Below are 18,272 nucleotides of genomic sequence, written 5' to 3'. Positions count from 1 at the left end.
GGTCTCCAGCAGCAGGGTGTCGGCCATCGTCAGTCCTGCAGCGACGGCCATCAGCGAATAGGCTTTTTCTTCCGCACCGATCTCCCGCGGATCATCGGAACTCGGCGCCTTGACCATCCACCTTTCGAACCCCGGGTCCAACGGTTGGCCATAATCCAGAACGCATCTGTTTTCCGCTTGGTTGAAGCAGATCATAATCTTCGGCCGTGCGCCCGCGGATCCGCCCTGCGCACCCTGCAAGCTATCAATGTCAGCCACGTCCATTTCAGCCTGCACCAACTCGACCTGATCAGCGAACCAGTCGAGATCAGTGACGGCCTGAGGCTGCTGGTTGTCTGGTAATTCAGGAACATACGAGAGCGCGCCCATTCCTGTTCTGCCGACTGCAGACAAACGGTCGATCGGAGTAAGCCGGGTATAGTCGATACCCGCCCGCTGAAGACGGCGGTCCAGCAACAAACGACCCCACCCATCCGGCAGGCTGTCGTTGAACAGCCCGTGAAGCCCGTCGAACGGATCGCGAGGCGCCGCAATCAACCCACTGGTCGCCATCATATGGAATGGAGAAATCAAAAGGGGCGCTGTCAGAAACTCCGCCGCGTACTCGAAGTAAGCCCTCCGTTCCCTGCCGCTCCAGGCAAGCGTCCCGAGCTTTTTCTCATTCCCTTCGAGCTCAAGATAAACGCTCATCTTCTGGATTGACGTGAACTTCATTTACGGCGCACACGCTGCTTGAGAGGACGATCAATGACATCATCGATATTCTGTGGCGGCAGGCCTGGAAACAGCCGTTCGAATTCCGCTTCCGCCTCAAGAGCAAAGGCAATTTTTACCAGACTTTCGAGGGAAATTTTGCCGGTTTCTTCAAATAGCCTCAGCGATCCGTAGGAGACATTCGATCTCGCAGCCAATTCGCGCTGGGTCAATCCTTGCTGGATCCGTCGCCGCTTCATTCTGTCCGCCAGGTCTCGGATAACCTCCACAGGAGAAGAAATTTTAAATGCTAACATATTATCATTCAAGCGCAAATTAGACATATTAATGCCAATATAATAGCACTTAATTCAAATATCAACTCATATGTGTGCTCAGAAAACTCGGCTTTAAGACTCGTTGCGAATTGCAAGACTGCATCATCGTGGCCGTTTTCCACCATCGGTAAGCCGTTATAGGAACCCGACTTCTCCTTAAAACCGCCTTGCTGCCCGTCGTGCGTTATATGAATTCGCCGCAAATGACCTGCCGTCGTCTTTCAGAAAAATGCTGGCGTCTGCGAAAGCCTCACAATGGAACAGTCCTTCCGTCGCGGTCGAGATAATGAAGCCCTTTGGCTTGCCACGCTGCGCCTGAAGCGTGCTGACGATCTACGCAACCGTCTCTTCCATGCCAAAAGGCGCATGCGGGCCACCAAGGTTCATTGACGCCTCATTTGTCGTTACGCTTGCTCTCAGCAGCCGCTGAGATTAGACCTTTACCAAACCATTGCAATGTCTCCGACCGGCCCAAAGCAGACAGTGTCAACAATCGCTCTCCGGGCTCATTTTGCTGATTTGCCAAGTCGACAGCCGATCCGCAGACAGATGAAGATTGCTCCGTTGATCCGGGGCCTCGATCTCCATCGCTGTGATTTCGACGGTCGCCAGATCAGCGACGCTTGACCCTGACGTAACGTCATAGTTTAGTTTCCATGTCGAACTAACCGATGCGGCGCATCGCCGCCAAACGACGAGGCTCGACATGACGACTTCAAGCGCCCTTGCGATCTCAAGCCTCTTTGGCACGCCCGCATTCCTGAAGGCGCAAATCTCTCCGGAAGGCAAGAACGTCGCCTATCTCGCACCGTGGAAGGACCGATTGAATATCTGGGTCCGCACCCTTGGACCGGAGCGAAGCGGTGAAACCGTAAGGCTGACGGCGGACTCTATGCGCAACATCGACGGTTTCTGTTGGACGATCGACTCCAAGAGCATTCTTTTCGTCCAGGACACCGACGGCGACGAGAATTGGCACCTTCATCGAACGGAGGCCTCGGGCCGGGGCTCTAAGTCCATCGACCTGACTCCATATCCCGGGATGCGCGTCATTAGCCTGGAGCTTGCATTGGACCGCCCTAAGGTCGCTTTGGTCCAGATGAACTACAGAAGCCCGGATTTGATTGACCTCTATGAGATCGACATCTCCACCGGGGCACTGACAATGATCGCGGAAAGCCCCGGTCGGTTCGTTCACTGGATCGCCGTCCCCGGCAACACGCTGCACGCCTTCGTCATCAACACGGATGGAGATCACGAGTTGGCGCGCTATGAGGACGGTAGCTTCGCCCCTGTCGCTACGTTCAAAGGTCGGGATTACCCTCTAGGTCCTTTGCCTGCCCGTGCGACACCGGACGGCAAGGGTGTGATCGTTGGATCGAATACTGGCACTGACCGGACCCGACTTGCGCGCATCGACCTGGAATCCGGCGTGGAGACAGAGATCGACAGCCATCCGCAGTACAGCTTGGATACGCCGCGCCCCGAGGCTGACCCGAGATATCCGTCGAGCCTCATCATGAACTCCGTAACGGGAGAACTGCTTGGGGTTCGGTATCTCGGCGAGAGGCAGGTGATCAATGCATTGACCCCGGGGTTCGCGGCGATCCTGGCCGAGATCAGTCTGCTGTCACACGGCGACATCGGTTACCTGTCCTGTGATGCGAGTGGTACGCGCTGGGTGGTCGATTTCACCGACGACCGCCATCCCGGAACGACCTGGGTTTATGATCACACGACAGGCGCGGCTCGCTTACTCGGCCAGCGGTACCCCGATATCGATCACTCCGCGTTCGCCGAGGTCCGCCCGATAACCATCCAATCGCGTAACGGCCTAGAACTTTATTGCCATGTGACGTTGCCCGTAGGCGTCGAGGCGCGGAGGCTACCGACAGTCGTCCTGGTCCATGGCGGCCCCTGGTACCGTGACGCATGTGTCTACGACCCGGAAGTGCAGTTTCTCGCCAGTCGCGGATACGCAGTGTTGCAAGTGAACTTTCGCGGCTCGACCGGATACGGCAAGGCATTCATGCAGGCGGCGATCGGCGAGTTCGCGGGGCGCATGCACGACGATCTGATCGACGGGCTGGACTGGCTGATCGCCGAGGGCGCTGCAGACCCGAAGCCCGTAGCGATCTACGGATGTTCCTACGGCGGTTACGCGGCGCTTGTCGGCGCGAGCTTTACGCCTGATCGTTTCGCGGCTGCGATCGACTATTCCGGCATGGCCGACCTGCGTTCGCTTGTCGAAGACGCCGTGCCGTTTGTTCGACCGACACTGGTCAACAACTATCTGGCCTATATGGGCGACCCGACGGACCCCGAGCAGAACAGGGACATGCTCGCCCGCTCGCCGATGAGCCGCATCGACCGCATTCGTAAACCGCTGCTCGTCATACACGGCGCGAACGATGTCCGTGTCGCGAGGGCACAGGCCGATGCGGTCGTCGAAGCCGTTCGGAGAAACGGGGTGGAGGTCGAATATCTATTAAACGAGCGCGAGGGCCACTGGTTTATCAACCAGGACAGCAACATCGAACTTTACCAGACCATCGAGAAATTCCTCGCCCGTCACCTGGGAACACACCATGCGGAGTAATGACATCGCCAGGATCGCGGGGGTCAGCGTGCGGACCCTCAGGCACTATCACCAGATCGGCATTCTCAAGGAGCCTGTGCGGCAGCCGAACGGCTACAGGAGCTATGATGTCCAGCACCTGATCCGTTTGCTGAGGATCGGACAGTTGGCAAACCTTGGGATACGTCTCTCAGACATACCGGCGGTCCTCAACCGGGACGGCGAAATCGAGACCTCGACACTGGACGACCTCGATCGGACGCTGGCAGAGCAGATCGCGGTGCTGGAGCGCCAGCGTCAGACTATCGCCTCTTTACGTGAGAGGCGGACAACGCTGGACCTGCCACAGGAGATGAGTGCCGCCCTCATCGCCCTCGAAGACGGCCGGGATGCAAAGGCTACGAAGGCCGGACGAGAGCAGGCCGTTCTCTTCGGACATGTTTTCGGAGACGCAGAGCGAAGCGAGATATCCGGTCTGTATGATCAGCTCGCAACGACAGAGCTTTCCGGGGTCGCCAGTGAACTTGGCCAGCGGTTCGACACGCTGGGTCCGGGTAGTACCGACGAACAAATCGCCGGCCTAGCCAAGTCCTATGTGGAACGGCTTGGACCGTGGCTCAGGGATTTCGAGAAAGTCATACGGGGAGCCAGCCGTCCGGATGCCGGGTCGCTCATTTCCGAGCATGCCATCGTCGCCTCCAATTCCCAGCAGCGTCAGATGATGGTGCTTGTGACGATGGCGCTGAGAAATGCTCCGGCGAACAAAAAGAAAGGAGACGGTGAATGACTCTGTTTCCGACAGGTCTTGCGGTCCTCGAGTACGAGCTGATGGCCGAGCAGGCCAGTGCCCTCGGTCATTCCGGTCGAGCTGCGGAAGCAGCACTCGCGAAGCTGGCCGAACGTGAGGGCCAGGGTACGGAAACGGAGATCGAGCGGCTCGTGGATAACGCGGCCGAGTGCGTGTGGTCGCTGTTCATCCAGCGGGAGGTCTGCGGGATGTCCAACGGTAGGGATGTCATCGAGCAATATGGCATACCCGGTAAAGTCCTCGCCCGCCTGGGTGCTGCCCCGCGTCACGAAGGACCGCTCAAGATGGGATGAGGACGAGCAGAATCCACTCCATCTGTGTCCGGAGCAGTGAGGGCTGGGACATCTACGGATACAGATGGACGTCTTACATTTTCAAAGCCGGTGAGTACGTCTGCTTTCGGCGCTTCAGGGCCATGACGGCCGTCGGCCCATTCCGGGCACCGATCTTGCGCTGGGTCAGTGTAGGCTACTTTCGGTAAACCTGATATTGAAGCAGGTCAGCACGTCAAAACGGCTCAATTTCATGGAGATATGGCACACTTATGCTGAAACGACGTGATTTCGTGGCCGGGGGAGGTATTTTCGCAACTCTCGGATGGTCGCGGATGGCTATTGCATCACGCTACCCTGCGCCTGGAGATATCTCGGGTGCGCCGTTCCGTGATCCTAATCTAAAGCTTGCGATCCTATCCAGCCTCATTGACAAACAACTGATCGATCTCGGGACTCCACAACAGCTTGCCGAGCATGTTCTTGGGCGGCCCGTCGATCTTGAGAACGAAGGCTACAAGCCCATTCCCGCAGTTCGAGCCTACCTGGATCGCTACCCTCTCTCGACCGACCTTTTGAATGAGATCGACGAGCTTGTTCTGGATGGAGGCAGTTCCATCTATCGATATGTCTGGTTCTTCTGGGATGGAGAGGACGATATCTTTGACATCAACAGCCTTGCCGGGATCAAGCACTGCCCGAACATCAAGAGTCTTGATCTAACGTCGATGATCGGGACTGTGGACCTTCGTGACCTCCTGCCGCCATTCAAGATCGAGACCATCGATGCAGGGATTGCGTTAGAGAACATCCCGGCTCTGCTCGACATGCCCAGTCTACGAAGCGTCCGTGTCCTCGACGACCAGCTTTACGCAGATGTCACGACGCCGGGGCATCCCAATCGACAGGTGATGGAAGCGTTGAAGGCCAGGGGAGTCTCTGTCTGGGTCCATTGGGTGTCCAGTTACGATGAGAACCGCGCCGCATACCAATAACTGTGATCGTGGGTGCGCTTTCGAAAATTGACGCCTAAGGACGATTGGCACGGCGGTTATTTGACCACACCATCGAGATAGAGGTCTTCAACTCGTTGCAGCGGCGTGAAAGTGAAGTCGTCTTTTTTGAGAAAGCGGTCGAACCAGCCCAAAAGATCCTCTTGGGTCGCAGAGTTGCGGTATCCGATCAGCTTGACGGTCAGGGGAGCACTGAAGGCTGTATCAAAGGCAGTGTCGAACTGAGAGGTGCCAGAAAGCTGAACCGAAAACGTGCCACCACCGTCGTGACGAATGGAGATTGCCACAAGGGCGAAGAATTCATCGCTGTAGGTGGTGATAAGGGTAAGCGCTGTTTGCCGGGCACCTTGACCACGACACGTTTTGCCGTTTCGAACGACTTCTGCTGCCAGGCATATGGCAACAATGCGTCAATTGCAGCGATCAGTGAGCTTATTCGACGATCAGAAAAATTTGCCCAATTTTGATCCTGGGCCTTAACACCGGCTTTATCTCAACGAGGTTCTCTGCGCCGCGAAAAATATCGAATTTTCGTTCGCTCTGGAAAGTGACCTTCGACAGACCCGATGTGAACGAGCACCCCTTTGGGCACTGAATAGTCAAATCTGCCGATTCGACTGTCCCCCGGCGACGCCAGTTAACATTCACTTTGACGCCTGATCCTAAAGCAGAAATGATCTCGCACCTTTTATCGACCCGGCAATGGGCTTCACCGACGATGGGCTCTGCCAGTCCATCCAACATGACAGCGACTTGGATACGCCGCTCATCGGATGCAGCAATTTGAGCGGAAGCGCTAGTCGTTGACTGGGCAACGCACGCCATTGCCCAAAAAACGAAAATATACGACTTTAAGTATGTGGCCATCGCTCCGGCTCCGCCCGCTATCATCGCACAATAGGAGCTGCACATTGTGACCCAATGACGGCTAAGTGCCGACTGAGGTCTTCGGAGCGTATGACTGATCCCTGCAGCCCCATGGCAGCAACTCATCAATACGGCTCTGCTTGTGGCCGTTGACGATGGCGGTGAGCGTGTCGGTCAGATAAGCCAGCGGATCAAGGGCATTGAGCTTGCAGGTCTCGATGAGCGAGGCGATGGTCGCCCCCGATGCGTTCATTGGGCCGAGCTCATGAACCAATCACGCGCACCGGCCGAGGCGGAAAAGCGGCATTGTCCATCAACTGCATTTCATGCGCCTGCGCCAGGATCGCCATATGCGGCAACGCGTCGTAGATCGCGAGACTTTCCAGGGCTCTGTCGCCGCCAAGCGCCAAAATCGGTTGGAAACCATAGACCTGCCCAACGTCGAGCTTTCCCAGCTTGGCACATGCCGGTTTGAACAGCTTTTTTACCCTTGCATCATATTCATCGAGGGTAGGATCGTCGATCATCATCAATTGGCTGGTGACGGCCACATCGGGATCGAAGGTCTTGCCGCTCACAAGAGCAGGGCACGACGCCTGGCTGTTCACGAGGTTGATGACGACGTCCTGATACACTTCATTCCATGCGACGATCGTTCCAAACGCGCCAAAGCCGAGGGCATGCGTCTGTTCGGGTCTGATCTCGTTATCGCCATCGAAAACAACCTTCATGATCGAAGCAAATCGAGCGGGATCGCAAAACTGAAAATATCCATCCAATACGATCCCGGTGCCGTAATGCTCCCAAAACTCGATCACAGCGTCTGGGACTTGGCCTCTATAGCGCTCAATGTCGACCGGTTCTCCGCCATTGGGAACACCGAAGTCTTCCACGATCGAAGCAAGTCTGGCCTGATATTCGTTCATATGGCGATTCCATCACTCCCTTCGAAGAGCAGCAATAAATCAGAACGACCGTGATTTGGGAATCCTAAGAGTGCACGCTTCCTATATGTCGCCATTGCCGCATCACCGCTGTTGCCCCACTGCGGTCATTACTTCGTCCATCAATCCTTTTCGAGGTTTTCAAGCCCAGTCAGGGAAAGAAAAAAATCTCTAAGGCTATCGGCCAACCTTATGATCCCCTTGGAGTTATTACCCGTCTCAAAGGGATCGGTGGCGCGCTGCCAGAAGTAGACAGCATTGTTTTCAGAATTGATCCCGTCGGCAAGAAGATAAGAATGCCCTGAATCGGCAGAACCAAAAAAAACCATCGGCAGCGTAAATTGGTCCTCCCAGACGGACTGAGAAATAAAGGTTTCATGGCGCTCCACGATGATATCGAAAGTCGATATGAGAACTTGAACGTCGTGCACGACCCGACCACCGTCACGGTCCTCGACAAGAAAGTAGTCGTTATATTCCGTCCCGGATTGACCATATCGTCTCAGCACATCCGCCAATTGGTTCGGGATCGAAAAACCTGTGAGCTCTTTGAAGCGACTGAAATCCCCGTCATTCCAAGTTGTGCCTGACACGATTTGAAAGCCGCACTTTTCCTTTAAAACTTCTATGGCGTTGTCGATTTGGCTCATGGATCGGTTGTCTCCCGTTTAAAAGGAACATGCGAGGGATCATACGTAGAACCCGGTCTGCCGTCGATCGTGCTGAGTGAACCCGAATTCAATGTCCGGTGTTGGCGCATCAGCGCCATGACGGCTATTGGCGCAATTGGCGCGCAACCGACGTTCGACCTGTCGTTTCCATGTTGCGATTGTAAGTGAAGCCATGGCGTCATGTCGTGATCTCTTACTCAACCAGAGTCGACAAAGGCGTAGACCCGCGAGAAGTCCGCTCGAGCGGCGTCATTTTGATTGATCATAAAAACGTAGTCTCCGTGATCACTGAAGCTGAAATCCGCTTCGCCTCCGGATGCGAGCTTGACCAGAATGAACCAGCCATCTGGTGCGGATATATCGGACCAGCCGTTTTGTGCTGCATGTTTCGCAGCCATCTGCTGGATTGCGGCGAGATCACGCACGCCGGTTATTCCGAACATCTGGTGCTGCGGTCCATCTCCAATTTTAAAACGCTCGCTGACCGCGATAGAAAAATCCGACGGGTCTTCGATCCCAATATCAGCATACGCCCTCGGGTTGTTGTTGGGGCCACGCTGGCCGAAAGGAGCGCTAAGCGAGCGTTCGAAGCGCAGCGTCTGCGCCGAGCGGCTGAACTCGTATTCGGAGGCGAAAGCCGTGACGGGTACCCCGTCACGGCTGAATGTCAAGCGACCGGCCTCGTCCGTGCTGACCGATAGTCCGTCGACAGCCTGTCCGTTCGGTACAAACCGCTTGAGATCGCTATCCCAGACTATCATCTGCGATACAGAGATTGCCGTGTCCATCGCGTCTTCCGAAACTGTATGGGGCGTGAGAGTTGCGTCCGATGGTGTATAGAGGACGCGCCAATCCGTGTAGTCCGTTCCCGTGAAGAAGGAGATCAACCCGGATGCCGGTAGTTCTTCCGGCCGATCAGGCAAGTCAGCAAGATTGATCTGGGCAAGATAATTGAGGTGTAAGCCGTTGTCGTCGCGCGGCCAATCCGTGTCGATGGGCAGGTCAGGGCCTCCGCCGATGCGGCTGAGGCCAGTGATTTCGCGGTCGGCGGTATCGCATTCAACCATGGCAACCGTCGGCATGACGATCCGTCGCAGAGCGTCACTCTTATCCTGCAACCCAGCGTCAGCCACCGCCGCGTTGAAGCGCTCCTCGATACGTGCCACGGGGGCCATCGCGGCGGCTGCATTTTCGAGGCGCCGTTCTTCCTGGCTTTGCTGGATGGCAATGGCTGACACCTTCCCCATGCTGTTCTTCAGTTTTTCAACGACGGCTGCCGTCTCAGCTTCCGCCGCAGCTCTTACCTCATTCGCGGCATTGCCTTCGAGCTTGATGCGGAGGGATTCTAGCAGACGCTTAAAATCTTTCTCGATCTCGGCGAGCTCCAGCTCACTGACCATAGCGGTGGCGTGATACCAGGTAGAGCCATCGGCCGACACCAGAAGCGCGCGCAGCCGATACCAGTTGCGTTTCTCCTTCGTCTCCCAATCGTGCAAACGATCCTTTACTTTGCTCATCTCGCCCGGCATGCCTGCGAAGGTCACGGCTTCGCGCCCAATGATTTTGCCGCCATCATCTTTGAGGCGGTCGCTGAGCCATTTTTCGGGCGATTTTCTCTCACGCTTAGCAGACCACACGCTCATCTGTGGTGAGAACGCCGTCTCCGGATGACGACGCAATCCGATTGACCCTGCCAAGACACGGGTATTTTCAAACATCGGATTTGCTTCAACGGAAAACTCCGGCGTTTCGACCAGCTTCATATGAGACTCCCAGCGCGGACATAGTCGCTTCGATACTCGGCCAGATCAGAAACTTGCGCAATTACCAGAAATGGCGTGATCTATTCGCGGCAGGTTCTGGCCCAAAGCGGTCACCTGCCCTGGGCGAAATGGCTGTGGATCCTGAATTTGGCGGCCTATAATCCGATGCCATTGATTCAGCAAAGTTTGCGGTATGGTCGAGAGGTGATTCAGATAGAGCGAGGAGCCAAGATGTCCGCAGATTTCATCGTCGAACTTTCTTTGTTTGTTGAACATGGGCGGGAGAGAGAGGCCGCTAATTTCTATGCCGCCGCCTTTGGTGCGCAGGAAGAGAACACTAATGACATCGATGGCGCTCTGGCGGCTGTCGAAATGCGGTTCGGGAACCTGCCTGTGTGGGTCGCCGGCTCTAATCCCAATCGCGAAAAGTCTCCATCCTACGGTGGCCCTTTCTTTCCGAAAGAACCAGGGGCGGTCAGCACAATTTTCCAGCTCAAGGTTGGAAACATTGAAGGGGTAATGCAGCGCGCCCTTTCAGCCGGCGCTGTGATCCGAGACGAAATCCAGACTGACGTAATGGGCCGCCGCGTGGCCTCGATCTTCGATCCGTTCGGCCACATTTGGGCGCTCGTGGAGCGTAAGGCCGAGAGCATGTCACTCGCAGCTTAAATCTGTCGCAAATGTCTGTCGCGAAACTTCGACTTTTGAGAGCGAGTTTCGCGACGAAAATTCCCTCTGCTTTTCAGGGCTGGATCCGATGACCTTCTGACCGGCCGAAGCAAGCGAGACCGCAATCGTGCCGCCGATGGCACCCACACCATGAATTATGAAACGCATTTTCAAACACCTTGTGCAAGCGATCCGGACAGGCCCGGTTCCATCTTGAAAATTTAAAAGACTTGGGCCGAAGACAACGAACCTCCAGATAATATTTGCGATTCCGGCCGCATTAAAGATCCACGGCGCTTCGCCAGACCAACTCTTCGATTGTTTCGCTAGCCGAGGTTATTCACGCCCAACCCAGCGTTCATAGCCCGGGTCAACGCGCCCGAGACGGCGCGGCTTGCGGTCTGTCTGCTTTCAAGCGAATATCTGCAATACGGACAATGCTGGTGGAAGGGCCTTATCTGCTTGGTCCGACAGCGATGGTAGCGGATGATCCTATCTGAGTGAAGGAATACTCAACCTCACCGCGCTTCCAATAAGCTGATATCATTCCCATAGCGTCCTCCTTATTCTGAGTGTCAGGGGCGCCGAGACTAGCCGACAACCCATCCAGTAATCGGACCGGATTCGCCGTTGAGTATGTACATGCCTTGTGCCCGTTTGGACCGGTTGCGATCCAAAACGACAGTAAATCGGATTGATCCGCACTCTTCCGTCGCCATCCTACAGCCTCTACTGATCCACCATTGTAGCCGACGAATTGGGCACGCCATTCCTCTGTTTCTGCATCGGTCAGCCGCTGCCAACCGAGTTTATCACCTTGTATCGTGGCGACTTGCACACTGGGCGCTTCGCAGATGGCGAGAAGGCGGTCTACCGTCATGTTGTCCGGCATAGATGTGGCTGCTCCAATATTCGAGAATGCAGCGCACATGCCGCTCATAACCGTTACGCGCAGCCACATATGTCTTTTTCCTTCGCACCGAGAATACAACTGCTTGCTGAATCGTCGCATGAATTCCAATTACGCGACTTTCTTTTTTTAGATTTGCGACGTCGCAGAATAATAAGTTTCACGGCAGACACAATGTCCCCTTTTGGCGCTGAGCGGTAGACGACTCTTGGCCCATTCCGGACACTGGCGACCGCGGAAATCGCCGCGAACCTTTAACGCACCGAGGCCCATAACGCGCTTAAAGTCAGGTGCGGCGTCCCGTCTGATGTCTTGCGTACGGAAGTTCCATTGATATCCACCGTACCTCTTACCATTCGGCCCATGTTCGAAAAGCTGTTGAAGGTGACTGTGTCCACCGGTTCATCGAAACGGACAGTCACGGAATAGTGCGAGCCCGAGGATGATAATGCGCTGATTTCGCCTTTGAAGGATTGCCCAAGATACCGCCCCTGCACTCTTTGGTGCAGATGGAACGGAGGGTCAGCGTTGGCGAGGCTGGCGGACAAGGTGTTCCAGTCGCGCGCCGTTCTGTCGGGCGACGAGCTCCAGTGCCTGGGCATGGCCCACGACGTTACCGTCTGCGGCGAGTACGCTCCGCGGAGATTTTGCGTGCGCTTTCCACGGCCTTGAGCCCGATACCCGCGTTTCCCCTCGCCTTGAGGGCGTCGGCAAGGATAAGAGTTGCGATGATTGCGGCCACACCATCTGCCAGCGGAAAGGCAAACCAGATTGCGTCCGCGCCCAACATTGCCGCAGCGATCGTGACCAAGACAGGTAATAGGATAAGCGGCTTGACCATGGTCAAAAGAGCCGCGCGGGCCGGTTGGCCGATCGCTTGAAAATATAGACCGAGCACAAGAACTGGTCCGGAAAAGAGATAGACCGCAGCCATGGGGCGAAGCAACCGGCCGACCTCACCGATCACATCCGGATCAGCGACAAAGGCAGCTCCGACGACTGTGCCTTGGCCCAGCAACAAAACCTCGACGGCAAGACAATAGAGCAATGTTGTTGCAGCAGCGATCCGCAGGACCGCATCCGAGCGGGAGTAAAGCCGCGCTCCAACATTGTTGCCGACGATGCTCTGCATCGCCATCGCGATCGCCATGATTGGCAGGAAGGCAAAACCGAAAATGCGTGTCACGATCCCGTAGGCGGCAAAGGTCGTGGCGTGATCTGTGGCGCCTGCAAGACGAAGAGCGAGAACCACACTGGCGGCTGAAAGCGCCGTTCCGATAAAACCCAGACTGACGGGTGCGCCCAGCGCAACGATACGCCTCCAACTGCTGGTCCAAGGGTTCCGCCGCAGTCTGTTGAGCGGCATCACGCCGCCAAGGAACGGGCGTAGCCCCGCCAAAAGCACCAGTCCGAGCGTCTGTGCCAGAACCGTGCCCGTAGCCGATCCCGCGACGCCCAGTTCAAGCACGACGACCAGGATGTAGTTCAGCAGGATGTTGATGAGTGTGACCCCAAATGACATGAGCGCCATCAATCCCGCCTGTCCTTCGTTCCTCCAGGCGTCGGCATGGATACCGAGCAGAAATTGTACCGGGGTTCCGAATATGGTGATTGCCAGGAAGATCCACAGCATTTCGGCAACCGGCCCATCGGTTCCGGCAATGTGCAGAGCGAAGGCCCACCCACCCGCACAGAAGATCACGATCAGCGCTGACGCGGTCGTCAACGCAAGTCCATGCGCGCTGGCGAAGGTCGCGTTGGCCGCGTTACGGTCGTCGGCGCCGAGCTGGCGAGCCAGCAGGCTGGACATTCCCCCGCTCACAAGGGTCGAAAGCGCGATCGTCAGCATCAGAACTGGAAACGCCATGCCGACGGCCGCCATGGCGGCCGCACCGACGAAATGCCCCAGAAAGACGGCGTCGATAATACCCAGCATCCCGTTCATCACCATGATGGCGATCATAGGAAATGCGGTTGCGGCAAAAATTTTGCCTGGCGAGGCAGTTAGAAAACGATTTTTGGGCGATTGTCGCAAAGACATCACTCACTCCTCCAAAGAGGCATTTCGACTGTGATGGGGGCCTGCATTGCCACCAACGAAATGCTTCGAGGGTGAGAAAAAACGTCACATGCCGGGCTTCACCGTGACTTGCGTCTGCAGGCGGCAGGTGCTCGGAACCTTCGCGAGAAAAGCCAGCAATCTCACAGATTGTCAATAGGAGCGTGCGTGAGAATTCTGCATGCAGCCCAAGGGCTGCTAGTTTTTGACCGCCCGGTGGGCGGCGACCTTCAACGGGTCATGCGCGATCATTCGACATCCCACGGTGAATAGTCCGCTTGTGGCGCAAGAGAGACCATTGAGCCATCGGCGAAAATTCTGTTCGTTGCCATTTCCGACCGCATGGCGGCGTTTCGTACTGCGGGTGCGGGAGCAGCTTTGCGGCGCGGCGGCATCCCCAGGTCACTCATTGTACGAACCTCAAGGGTGACGGCATGCAAGGAGAACATATAGCGGCTTGCAGCTGTAATGGACACCACACCCACACCTTTAACGCCTTTTATTTTGACGCTATATTGCGTCACTATCTTTGGCTTATCAAAGGAAGCGATCATGGCTCTCGCACAATATGCTGACAAAGGGCTGTTCGCGCCAAGAAAAATCGCCGACATTCTTCATACAACAAGCGGCGATATCGCCCGCAGTGCCGGGTTGGGCAAAGATGCCGTACAGCGCAAAGAACGCATCAAGTCGGACAAAACCCAACGGCGGCTGCGCGAAATGATCGAAGTCATCAACAAGGTCGACGCCCGTTTCGGGTCTGCACTCATGGCATATGCGTGGTATCGTTCAGAACCTCTCTCAGGCTTCTCTGGCCACACAGCAATGCAGCTCGTCCGATACGGGCGCGCTTACGAAGTGCTCGAATACATCGACGCCATTGACGCCGGCGTGCATGCCTGACCGCTTGATGGACTAGCAGGGCAAGCTCTACCGGGCGCTTAATCCTGTTTTCGCTCGTGAGCCGCTCTCCGGACGAGGTGCCGAGCTTTATGGCGGCAGATTCAATCCAAAAGGCATGCCTGCACTCTACACGTCAGTGACAGTCATCACGGCATGGAAGGATGCAAATCAGGCGGGCAGCTTACAGCCCACAGCTCTCGCATCCTACGATGCGGACATCATGCCGCTGTTTGATACTCGCGACAGCGCCCTGCTTCATGATCTTGGTATTGACGCTCAAACTCTCAGCACCCCGACCTGGCGAGACGACATGAAAGTGTTCGGTGAAGCCCAACACAACGTCTTGCCCGGTCTCTGAAAAACGAGGGCTTTTGCGGTTTACTCGTCAGGAGCTTTGCTCCGGGGGCGACTGATATCGACCTAAACGTCGTTCTCTGGACATGGCGAGACACTCTCCCACATCAGTTGATCCTGATCGACGATGAGCAGCGCTTGTCATGTGAAATCTCCGCAGGCGGCAAGAATGCGTCTAAAACACCCATTATAATGGGTCATTTAATTGAAAATCCGCCGTAAATGACCCACTGAAATGGGTCAATATACACAGCCTGACGCCCATGCTGCGAAACCGAGGACATCAAGTCCGGCTCGCCACTGTACTTGATGGTAGGAGCGAAAATGGCGGCGCGGAAACGAGCCTTGGGGCCGGCTGCCCCGCTCTATCAAGACTCCATATTCAATAACTCAGGAAACTCGTAATACCTCAGCCGCTTGTCACGGCAGCGGTAATTGTTCTTTGAGGAGTCCACGCTCACGTTGTGTTTTAAGGCTACTCCGATATAGGACCAATCCGGGTTGGAACGTTCTGCCGTCCGAGTGCAAAAAGCATAAATATGCCTCTCAGGATCGAGCAGCACTACACTTGAAATCTGAGCTTTCGTAAAATCTCCGGGTTTGATGGTTCCGCGCAGCGCGTCCACATAGTCGCGTTTAATCGATCTGGACGGAGGACGCTGCGTGTCCAAAACCGATTGTGGTGCCGGCGTCTGGCAGCCAGCCAACGCCATCGCGGCGGCACAAAGAAGCAAAGCCGTCTTCATTCAATTCAATCCCCAAAATCAAAGCACAACACGAACAATGTATCTTACAACCATTGAGATAAATACGCGCAAAGCAAATGTGTCCACAGCCCCAAAATAGCACGGTCACCTTTCGACAAACCGAGCAAACAGGTCGGGGCACGTTTTTCGGCAGACGCCGGATCAAACCTACTTCAGTTCACTGGCATCAATGGTGATCGTTGGATACCTCCGTGGTGGGCAGCCGAGCCGAAAGAAATCAAACTGGTCGGCCAGATCGTCCAGCGTCAATCCGCGTTGCTCGTTGCGCACCAGTCGCGATTTCAAGGCCAAGCCAAAGGAGATCGAAACCCTTCAATTTCGAGGCAAACCTATTCTCGTATATGATAGAAGGCACGGCGGCTCGCCGGGCAATCGGTGACAAACTAGAACTCATGGCCCGATTGCCGAGCACTACGTTCGCAGTATCTCCTCACCTTCGGCATCGAGCTCATCATGCCGCGCCGGTGAGTGAGCGAGTTGGGCGAGAATTTCGCGGTCTTCAACGTTCAGTTCTCGCTGTCATTTCCCCACCGGCCCGCCGTCGTCGCATCTCAATCGTCCAAGGCACGCAGGTCAGAACCCCGCTGGATTGGGTCTCCGTCTGCGGCCGATGACCCTATCACACGGAGCATGCGGGTATTCCCGTCACCGACCTCAATATGTCGCGGGCATTTTGCGAAAAGAGAATGCTGCGGCGCACCGCGTATGCGTTGAGACCGCGAACCGCGTCAACCGTTGAACCGTTGAACCGTTGAACCGAGTGAACAAGCCAGGGATTATCGCGGTCTTAACCTCGAACTTGCGCAGACAGCTGTTCAGGCGATCTCGAAATTCAGATCTGCCCAATAGTCGAATAAAGCCCTGACCTGCCTCTTAGGTTTGACTGTGCCGCTGCGCACGAGGGAAGAATATGTTTTCCCGCCGCGGGCTGATATTTCGGTGATCAACGTTGCAATACGCTCGCTCGATGCGGCAACGAGGTAAACATCGCGATCATCACTTACATAAACCAACGCGTCATTAGATGAGAGAACATACTTGTCGTCATCGACAAATTCACTTTCCAATTTCACAGCCTCGGAAAGCGTTGAGGTGGGTGATTGCTCAATTGGTTTATCCCCGCTTGAAACGAACAATCGACGCGAGCCAAAAAATGCCTTGAAGGCTTCAAATTCGGCGTTATCCAGCCAATCCACCCCAAAGAAGATCCTATAACCGTTCCTGCGGCAGAATTCTTTGTCTATTCCATATCGATCGGATTTCATCGTTGCCTCATGTCGACGGCCTGCCGGGATATGGGGAATGTAGACATATTCGTTTCTATTTCGGCTCTTTGATCACCGCACGGTCTATTTGCCTATCACTGAGCAGATGTACGACGAATCCCTCACCTGCGATTTTGTCGGCGCCAATATTCATTATTTCGTTGGATGAGATTCTGACCGATCGGCTAAAACTCTCATCAACGTCCGGCCCATAGATGTGGATCGTTGAAACTTCGCCCCAGTCCACCCGTGTTCCTGTCTTTTGATCGGTATAATATGCGCTGCCCACCAAAATGCGCTTCGTGCGCAGGGCGGACGGCCTGGTGTTATCGCCGAGAACCAGATTAAACCTGTAAGTCCCACCGGCTGGATAGTCGAACTCGACAACGGAAACCTTGCTGGAGACCCTCACCTCCAGCAATTTATCCTCGTCCCTGATCACCTGAGATTTCGGATTATTCCGAAGCAGGGAATTTTCCGGTCGCTTGGGCAGTCTATCCCAGACGTCCCGGGAGACCTTTTGGGGCACCACGAGAACCGTTCCGCCGGTTTGAAGCACAGCATTATCGACGATTATCGTGACCTGAGTTTTTACTGGCTTCATTACCTCAGCATTCGCCGCCGCCCCGGATGTCTCCGAGAAAATAGGCAATGCAACCGCAAGAATTATTAGTCTAACAAACACGCCAATCATGCTAAATTCATTTCTATTTTTGCCGACATCATCTCGATTTTCTCGTCTTCCTCGACGAAATTTTCAGACCGTTGGTTCTTATTTTTCCGTCTACCTACTCACGGCGCAATCCGATTATCTAATATGCGACCTCACATGACAGTTTATCCCTGTGTCCGCATCAAGCTCGCGGAAGCCCATCTTCCGCCTGTCCCAAATACCGCGCCACATCATTGTCAGATACTAGACGAAAAAATCGACATTGCGTAGTTTTGAACAACAATTGCATCCATTGAAGCGGTTTGGCACTTGGTCTACCACGATTTGATGCACACCCGGATACGTCGCCGTTTCAACTGATTGTAGAGGAGAAACGCTTGCTGATACTTGAGAGCGTCATTTTTTCTGCGGCTCTTATCGCGGTTGGCCTTCTGGCTGTGCAACAGATTGTCGCGCAGGTTCGGGAGTATAATTTCTATAAGAAGAATGGTGGTGATTTTTCTGTCGACAGCGAAATGGATCACGTCAAACTTGACAGATCCATGCACTACAACGACCTCCGCCTCACGAACTGGCAGCGATTCTATCTCTTCCGCCCGGCCTGCATCGCCATGCTCGTCTTTTTTTGGGCTATGATGATAGTCGATCTGCTTTAACCAAAGCGCCGACCTTCTATGTCAGCGGAATAGTGAAAAAGTTTTCTTCTCCCGAGGCGTTGCTTCATG

At 55.2% G+C, this 18,272-nt stretch carries 19 protein-coding genes and 3 pseudogenes; 8 read left to right on the top strand and 14 right to left on the bottom strand.

Annotated features, from left to right (window positions below; all coding sequences use genetic code 11):
* A partial coding sequence (locus tag AT6N2_RS24090; RefSeq protein WP_209091858.1) for a type II toxin-antitoxin system HipA family toxin occupies positions 1-714 on the bottom strand: 714 nt, incomplete at its 3' end.
* Positions 711-1,010: a helix-turn-helix domain-containing protein gene (locus AT6N2_RS24085; protein WP_063949842.1), complete on the bottom strand. Its 300-nt coding sequence runs from the start codon at positions 1,008-1,010 to the stop codon at positions 711-713. The genes AT6N2_RS24085 and AT6N2_RS24090, both read right to left, overlap by 4 nt.
* 727 nt (positions 1,011-1,737) lie before the next feature.
* On the opposite strand from AT6N2_RS24085, the gene AT6N2_RS24080 reads away from it, so the two are divergent.
* From AT6N2_RS24080 to AT6N2_RS24065, 4 genes are all read left to right on the top strand, one after another.
* The gene (locus AT6N2_RS24080) at positions 1,738-3,630 is read left to right on the top strand and encodes a S9 family peptidase (RefSeq protein ID WP_209091857.1); all 1,893 of its coding nucleotides are present in this window, start codon (positions 1,738-1,740) and stop codon (positions 3,628-3,630) included.
* The gene (locus AT6N2_RS24075; RefSeq protein WP_209091856.1) at positions 3,620-4,396 is read left to right on the top strand and encodes a MerR family transcriptional regulator; all 777 of its coding nucleotides are present in this window, start codon (positions 3,620-3,622) and stop codon (positions 4,394-4,396) included. The genes AT6N2_RS24080 and AT6N2_RS24075 overlap by 11 nt, the downstream gene beginning before the upstream one ends.
* Positions 4,393-4,710: a DUF6665 family protein gene (locus AT6N2_RS24070; RefSeq protein WP_209091855.1), complete on the top strand. Its 318-nt coding sequence runs from the start codon at positions 4,393-4,395 to the stop codon at positions 4,708-4,710. The genes AT6N2_RS24075 and AT6N2_RS24070 overlap by 4 nt, the downstream gene beginning before the upstream one ends.
* Before the next feature lie 314 nt (positions 4,711-5,024).
* Positions 5,025-5,684, top strand: a complete 660-nt coding sequence (locus AT6N2_RS24065; protein ID WP_209091853.1) for a DUF6892 domain-containing protein — start codon at positions 5,025-5,027, stop codon at positions 5,682-5,684.
* A 56-nt stretch (positions 5,685-5,740) separates the two neighbouring features.
* Here the strand turns inward: AT6N2_RS24065 and AT6N2_RS24060 are convergent, their stop codons facing one another.
* The 6 genes and pseudogenes from AT6N2_RS24060 to AT6N2_RS24035 form a co-directional block, all read right to left on the bottom strand.
* On the bottom strand, positions 5,741-5,989 hold the full coding sequence (locus tag AT6N2_RS24060) for a hypothetical protein (protein ID WP_233282590.1): 249 nt from the start codon (positions 5,987-5,989) through the stop codon (positions 5,741-5,743).
* Between the two features lie 145 nt (positions 5,990-6,134).
* Positions 6,135-6,569: a hypothetical protein gene (locus AT6N2_RS24055; RefSeq protein WP_173615028.1), complete on the bottom strand. Its 435-nt coding sequence runs from the start codon at positions 6,567-6,569 to the stop codon at positions 6,135-6,137.
* Positions 6,570-6,630: 61 nt separating this feature from the next.
* Positions 6,631-6,810: pseudogene (locus AT6N2_RS24050) on the bottom strand (transposase domain-containing protein); the annotation flags it as partial.
* Positions 6,811-6,832: 22 nt separating this feature from the next.
* On the bottom strand, positions 6,833-7,495 hold the full coding sequence (locus tag AT6N2_RS24045; RefSeq protein WP_209091851.1) for a GAD-like domain-containing protein: 663 nt from the start codon (positions 7,493-7,495) through the stop codon (positions 6,833-6,835).
* Positions 7,496-7,635: 140 nt separating this feature from the next.
* On the bottom strand, positions 7,636-8,163 hold the full coding sequence (locus tag AT6N2_RS24040; RefSeq protein ID WP_209091849.1) for an SMI1/KNR4 family protein: 528 nt from the start codon (positions 8,161-8,163) through the stop codon (positions 7,636-7,638).
* A gap of 218 nt (positions 8,164-8,381) precedes the next feature.
* Positions 8,382-9,947 carry a DUF1963 domain-containing protein gene (locus tag AT6N2_RS24035; RefSeq protein WP_209091847.1) on the bottom strand — a complete coding sequence of 522 codons (1,566 nt, stop codon included), beginning with the start codon at positions 9,945-9,947 and terminating at the stop codon, positions 8,382-8,384.
* A 75-nt stretch (positions 9,948-10,022) separates the two neighbouring features.
* Here AT6N2_RS24035 and AT6N2_RS24030 point away from each other — a divergent pair, with 75 nt between their 5' ends.
* Positions 10,023-10,616 (top strand): VOC family protein, encoded by a 594-nt coding sequence (locus AT6N2_RS24030; RefSeq protein ID WP_233282589.1) that lies wholly within the window; start codon positions 10,023-10,025, stop codon positions 10,614-10,616.
* A gap of 1,164 nt (positions 10,617-11,780) precedes the next feature.
* On the opposite strand, the pseudogene AT6N2_RS24300 reads toward AT6N2_RS24030, so the two are convergent.
* The 3 genes and pseudogenes from AT6N2_RS24300 to AT6N2_RS24020 form a co-directional block, all read right to left on the bottom strand.
* Positions 11,781-12,135: pseudogene (locus AT6N2_RS24300) on the bottom strand (glyoxalase superfamily protein).
* A gap of 4 nt (positions 12,136-12,139) precedes the next feature.
* Positions 12,140-13,567 (bottom strand): MATE family efflux transporter, encoded by a 1,428-nt coding sequence (locus tag AT6N2_RS24025; protein ID WP_209091845.1) that lies wholly within the window; start codon positions 13,565-13,567, stop codon positions 12,140-12,142.
* Between the two features lie 266 nt (positions 13,568-13,833).
* On the bottom strand, positions 13,834-14,139 hold the full coding sequence (locus AT6N2_RS24020; protein ID WP_209091843.1) for a hypothetical protein: 306 nt from the start codon (positions 14,137-14,139) through the stop codon (positions 13,834-13,836).
* Between AT6N2_RS24020 and AT6N2_RS24015 the strand changes: the two genes are divergently transcribed.
* Together AT6N2_RS24015 and AT6N2_RS24010 are read left to right on the top strand one after the other, a co-directional pair.
* The gene (locus tag AT6N2_RS24015) at positions 14,138-14,488 is read left to right on the top strand and encodes an MbcA/ParS/Xre antitoxin family protein (protein ID WP_209091841.1); all 351 of its coding nucleotides are present in this window, start codon (positions 14,138-14,140) and stop codon (positions 14,486-14,488) included. The two genes, AT6N2_RS24020 and AT6N2_RS24015, sit on opposite strands and share 2 nt — an antisense overlap.
* Before the next feature lie 16 nt (positions 14,489-14,504).
* Positions 14,505-15,064 (top strand): annotated as a pseudogene (locus AT6N2_RS24010) (RES family NAD+ phosphorylase); the annotation flags it as partial.
* Positions 15,065-15,210: 146 nt separating this feature from the next.
* Here the strand turns inward: AT6N2_RS24010 and AT6N2_RS24005 are convergent.
* The 3 genes from AT6N2_RS24005 to AT6N2_RS23995 all read right to left on the bottom strand — a co-directional run bounded on the left by AT6N2_RS24005 (position 15,211) and on the right by AT6N2_RS23995 (position 17,568).
* A complete protein-coding gene (locus AT6N2_RS24005) occupies positions 15,211-15,588 on the bottom strand; it encodes a hypothetical protein (RefSeq protein WP_209091839.1) in 378 nt (125 codons plus the stop codon).
* A gap of 836 nt (positions 15,589-16,424) precedes the next feature.
* A complete protein-coding gene (locus AT6N2_RS24000; RefSeq protein ID WP_209091837.1) occupies positions 16,425-16,874 on the bottom strand; it encodes a hypothetical protein in 450 nt (149 codons plus the stop codon).
* Positions 16,875-16,929: 55 nt separating this feature from the next.
* Positions 16,930-17,568, bottom strand: coding sequence for a hypothetical protein (locus AT6N2_RS23995; RefSeq protein WP_209091834.1), 639 nt, complete (start codon positions 17,566-17,568; stop codon positions 16,930-16,932).
* A gap of 356 nt (positions 17,569-17,924) precedes the next feature.
* On the opposite strand from AT6N2_RS23995, the gene AT6N2_RS23990 reads away from it, so the two are divergent.
* Positions 17,925-18,203, top strand: coding sequence for a hypothetical protein (locus AT6N2_RS23990; RefSeq protein ID WP_209091832.1), 279 nt, complete (start codon positions 17,925-17,927; stop codon positions 18,201-18,203).
* Positions 18,204-18,272: the final 69 nt, after the last annotated feature.

It is taken from the genome of Agrobacterium tumefaciens (assembly GCF_017726655.1).
Lineage (GTDB): Bacteria > Pseudomonadota > Alphaproteobacteria > Rhizobiales > Rhizobiaceae > Agrobacterium > Agrobacterium tumefaciens_B.
The sequence above is the reverse complement of the archived record's forward strand: the minus strand, read 5'-3'. Positions and strand labels throughout refer to the sequence as shown.